6 protein-coding genes are annotated in these 4,013 nt (G+C 40.2%); 3 read left to right on the forward strand and 3 right to left on the reverse strand.

Translation table 11 applies throughout. From position 1 onward, the window contains the following. From BIZ39_RS20565 to BIZ39_RS20575, 3 genes are all read right to left on the reverse strand, one after another. Positions 1 to 322: hypothetical protein (locus BIZ39_RS20565; protein WP_187447924.1), on the reverse strand; the 322-nt coding region annotated here is incomplete at its 3' end. After that, a complete protein-coding gene (locus BIZ39_RS20570) occupies positions 309 to 1,025 on the reverse strand; it encodes an ATP-binding cassette domain-containing protein (protein WP_187447925.1) in 717 nt (238 codons plus the stop codon). The genes BIZ39_RS20570 and BIZ39_RS20565, both read right to left, overlap by 14 nt. A 5-nt stretch (positions 1,026 to 1,030) precedes the next feature. After that, positions 1,031 to 1,726, reverse strand: a complete 696-nt coding sequence (locus tag BIZ39_RS20575; RefSeq protein WP_187447926.1) for a thioredoxin domain-containing protein — start codon at positions 1,724 to 1,726, stop codon at positions 1,031 to 1,033. A 126-nt stretch (positions 1,727 to 1,852) separates the two neighbouring features. Between BIZ39_RS20575 and BIZ39_RS20580 the strand changes: the two genes are divergently transcribed. The 3 genes from BIZ39_RS20580 to BIZ39_RS20585 are packed head-to-tail and all read left to right on the forward strand — an operon-like array spanning position 1,853 to position 3,873. Next, positions 1,853 to 2,968 (forward strand): S49 family peptidase, encoded by a 1,116-nt coding sequence (locus tag BIZ39_RS20580; protein ID WP_187447927.1) that lies wholly within the window; start codon positions 1,853 to 1,855, stop codon positions 2,966 to 2,968. A 44-nt stretch (positions 2,969 to 3,012) separates the two neighbouring features. Then, positions 3,013 to 3,375, forward strand: coding sequence for a CFI-box-CTERM domain-containing protein (locus BIZ39_RS22680; RefSeq protein WP_410369571.1), 363 nt, complete (start codon positions 3,013 to 3,015; stop codon positions 3,373 to 3,375). A gap of 21 nt (positions 3,376 to 3,396) precedes the next feature. After that, complete coding sequence (locus BIZ39_RS20585; protein WP_187447928.1) at positions 3,397 to 3,873, forward strand: hypothetical protein; 477 nt, start codon at positions 3,397 to 3,399, stop codon at positions 3,871 to 3,873. Positions 3,874 to 4,013: the final 140 nt, after the last annotated feature.

Below are 4,013 nucleotides of genomic sequence, written 5' to 3' on the forward strand. Positions count from 1 at the left end.
TATCTATATATCTCACCTCCGTGGGGAAAGAAAGCATCCCGAAAGCATTTTCTACAGTAGAGCGATAATTTTTGATATCGATGTCAGATGGCATCACAACACCGATGACCGAGCGATGACCTTCTTCTTGGCTATTTCCATTTGCCTGTTCAATTTGCATGTTGTTTATCATTAATGCAGATAGAAGAAACGTAAAAATTAATAGGCATAGTGGCGCTATAACAGGAAAAATGATTAGCTGTAAGAGCGCTGTTTTTCGCGCTAAGAAGTATTCTTGAAAGCCTGACTTTATATACGTTTTGATAACGTTAAATTGAAGCATTTTGTACAACCTCTCCACCAGCGAAGATGTTACCGGTATCGTGGCCAGCCAGGCTGCGCATAAGTTCACAAACCTGATTATAATGCTCGTATTTCAATGACCAGTTTTCAGATAATATGACTCGACCGTCTTTAAGCCCTATCAGAAAGGGTTTCAAACCTGATAACTCGATAAGATGATGCGTACTAACCACGACAGACTTCCCCTGTTTAAGAAGTATTGATATACAACTTACTACTTGCTCTGCAGCACTAAATTGCAAACCCGTAGTAGGCTCATCCAACAAGATGACATCTGGTTCAGCAAGAAGGGTTTTAGCTAACCTTAATCTTGTCATCTGTCCCGCGCTTAACGATGAAGGGTACCGCTTGAATAGAGTGGCCAAATCGAAATCATCAGACACTTTTTTTATAAAAAGGTGAGATGCGCCATGCATTGACGCACTCCATGTAAGATGGTCAATGACTCTAAGCCGCGGGTTTAATGTTGCAAATGCATCATGAAAAAGTACTTTGCGAATATTTTTTTCTGACCAAATGATTTTGTTGGGTTTAAGCGCTCCGCTAAGAATACGAAAGAGAGTAGACTTCCCCGCTCCATTTTCACCGATAACTGCAGTGCACTGTCCGGGACTGCCTATTATTTGATTTTTTATCGACAAGGTGAATGAACCTTGTTCATGGTACAGCTCATCAATGTGCATCGTTATTACTCGACTTGTGCAATAAGGTAGTCAGTAAGCTCACTGAGGAAAATCATTCTATCTAGCTGAGTTTCTCCTTCGAGAGCTTTAAGCTTTATTTGTATATTCCCGTTAATATAAACACTAGGCACCGAAGTAATTGCGTAACGGCGCTCTGCGGCCTTGTACATAGCCATTAACTCCGCAACCTTGTCGTGTTCATACGCATCTTCAATTTGCTTCTGACTAAGCGTAGTGAGCCCAGAAAGCCAATCTATGAAGAATGTTTTATCTCCCATCGGCGCATGCTTATCCTGAACGGCTTTAAAGAGTTGCCCACTTAATTGCTCATGGATGTTTAAACTTCTTAAAACAGCATATGCTCTCGCCGTATCTCGCCACTGCTCTCGACTAAATGAAACAGGAAAACGCTCTACTACTACACGCTCTGTGTGAGTTATTTTCGACGTCGATTCAAAAAACCTGCATGCAGGACAGTTATAAGAAATAAACTTGATTATTTGCGGCTCACTGGAAGGGGGGAGATGCTTTTTGACGACGTAATGAACACCTTCCTTAAACCGTTGAGGCTGGCCATCGGCATCACCCACGACATGACTAGCCCCCTTTTGAGAAATGTCCGTTGATAGTTCTTTGTCTTTGTCACAACCACTCACCGTTAAAACAGTAATAAATACAATCCAAGCAAGACTATGTCTCATGCTCTACCCATCTCAGTAAATTAGTATTTAGGTAATGTATAAACGTCATGTTCGGAAGAAACACGAATTTTTACGCGCGTTAATACACTCAGTTCTAAAGTGATTTTTTAAACAACGGAGCTATTTATGACTGAGCAAAATTCCCACAGCGATAACGACCCAAATATTGAAGATAATCAGATTGATGAGGTCCTAACAAAGCTGGAGGAGGCAGAAGAAACCCGTGGAAAGATGGAAGACCAACTTCTCAAGACCATCAAATATACGGGTGAGACCAATAAAAAAGTGATGGACGTCCTGGGAACATTAATGACAGTCGTCGTTGAGCAGCAAAAACTACAAAAGAGCCAACACAAGAACAACAAAATGAAACTTTTAATCTGGGCCATGCCAGTTTTTTTCATGTTGTTTTATATGGGAAAACAAGCTTACGATGAACAACAAAAGTACAAATCTCCGACGGGATATGTTGCTCAAGTTTCCATAACCGGTACCATAGAGCCTGGTTCGCCAACTGCATCTGCTGATGCCGTCATACCAGCACTTAGAAAAGCGTTTGAAGATAAAGCAGCCAAAGGCGTATTGATTAAAATTTCATCCCCAGGCGGCTCACCCGCACAAGCTCATCTAATTTATAAAGAAATAAAACGCCTTCAATCACTTTACCCAGATAAAAAGATGGCACTAATTGGTACAGATAGCCTTACTTCAGGTGCAATGTGGATCGCAGCCGCAGCGCCAAAGATTAATGTTCTAGAAAGCACCTATACGGGATCAATTGGCGTTATCGTTTCTCAATTTAACTTCGGTAAAGCTATTAAGAACTATGACATCGAGAGATTGATTATTACATCTGGCACAAACAAATCTGTACTTGATACCTTTGTTCCACCAAAGCAGAAAGACATTGCGAAAATTGAAGAGATGGCAAGTCAAATTCACAAGCAATTCAAACAAATCATGGTTGAGTCTAGAGGTGACAGGCTAAATGCCAACCACGAGCTTTTGTTTTCTGGAGAATTCTGGCTAGGTAAAGAAGCTGTAGAACTAGGCCTCGCAGACAAGGTTACGACGACGACTGAACTGCTATTAGAAGAGTTCGAAACTGTTGATATACGCGATTATTCCAGCAAGCCTGGGTTACTCGATAAAATATCGCTCTCTGCTCAAGCATTGCTTTCTACTCCTCAAGTCCAATCAATGGCAATTCGAGCTTATCAACCATTAGCTAGCTTTGACTAAAAGTGAAAAGGCCAAAATATACTAATGCGAGTGATATAGGACGGGTGGCCTTCTGTCCCCGTTCTGTTTCTCTCGAAAAACAAGGTGCAGAGGTTAGTGCAGATGCTAAAAGAAAAAGAATAATTGGCACTAAATCTCACGATAAGTTTAACACGAATTTTAAATATCCTAAGAGGTCCCCGTGCTTCATCGCTACTGAAATTTTTGGTGAAAATCACCCAGTAACTGAATCCTTTAGGGACTATCGAGATTCCCACTTAAACACGGTTCCAGGAAAAGTTTTTACGTCTATTTACTATGCCACCAGCCCTTATGTTTGTTTACTATTGCGCCGTTCAAGTCGAGCCAAACGCTTGGTAAGAAAATGGCTGTTGTATATTCATCATAAACTTCATTTAGAAAAGTAAAATAAAGATGAGGACTACAGTATGCTTATAGCCTTCCTAATATGTGTTGCAGTCTTTTTCATCGCATTTTTCACACTTGATAATAATACTAAGGAACGTGTTATTTACAAAGATACTGGTCCCAAAGCACGCATCTTCGTTAACAAAAAATATAATATTGCAGCTAAGCCAGATCTCATTTTAAAAAACCCAGATGGCTATATTGGGTTTGAGTATAAAGGTAGGAAGCGTGGGATCTACGAAAGTGACATTATAGAAGCTAAGGCAGCAGCATTAGCTGCTCGAAGTAAATATCCCATTTACGCTATACAAATAAAAAACCAAACGCAAAACAAAGTTATCGTTTTACCCAAAAGTAATGCTGATCTCTACAAGGAAATTGAAAGATATGTACTTCTAGCATCACAAGCACAATCAAAGCAATTACCTGCCACTCCTCACCCTATGAAATGTAGAGTATGCCCGGTTAAAACATCATGTAGCTACCGTCTCAACTGAGCTTCTTTCATAACTACTTAATTGCCAACTGAATTTGCTTTACTTTGCTTTGTAAGAAAAGGAGGTAATTGTTCTTCTTCATCGATAGATTGATACAGAAAATAGTTCGCGCGCCTATAATTTAGCGATTTCGCTATAAC

Origin of the sequence: Alteromonas sp. BZK5 (genome assembly GCF_014349115.1) — a bacterium.
GTDB lineage: Bacteria > Pseudomonadota > Gammaproteobacteria > Enterobacterales > Alteromonadaceae > Alteromonas > Alteromonas macleodii.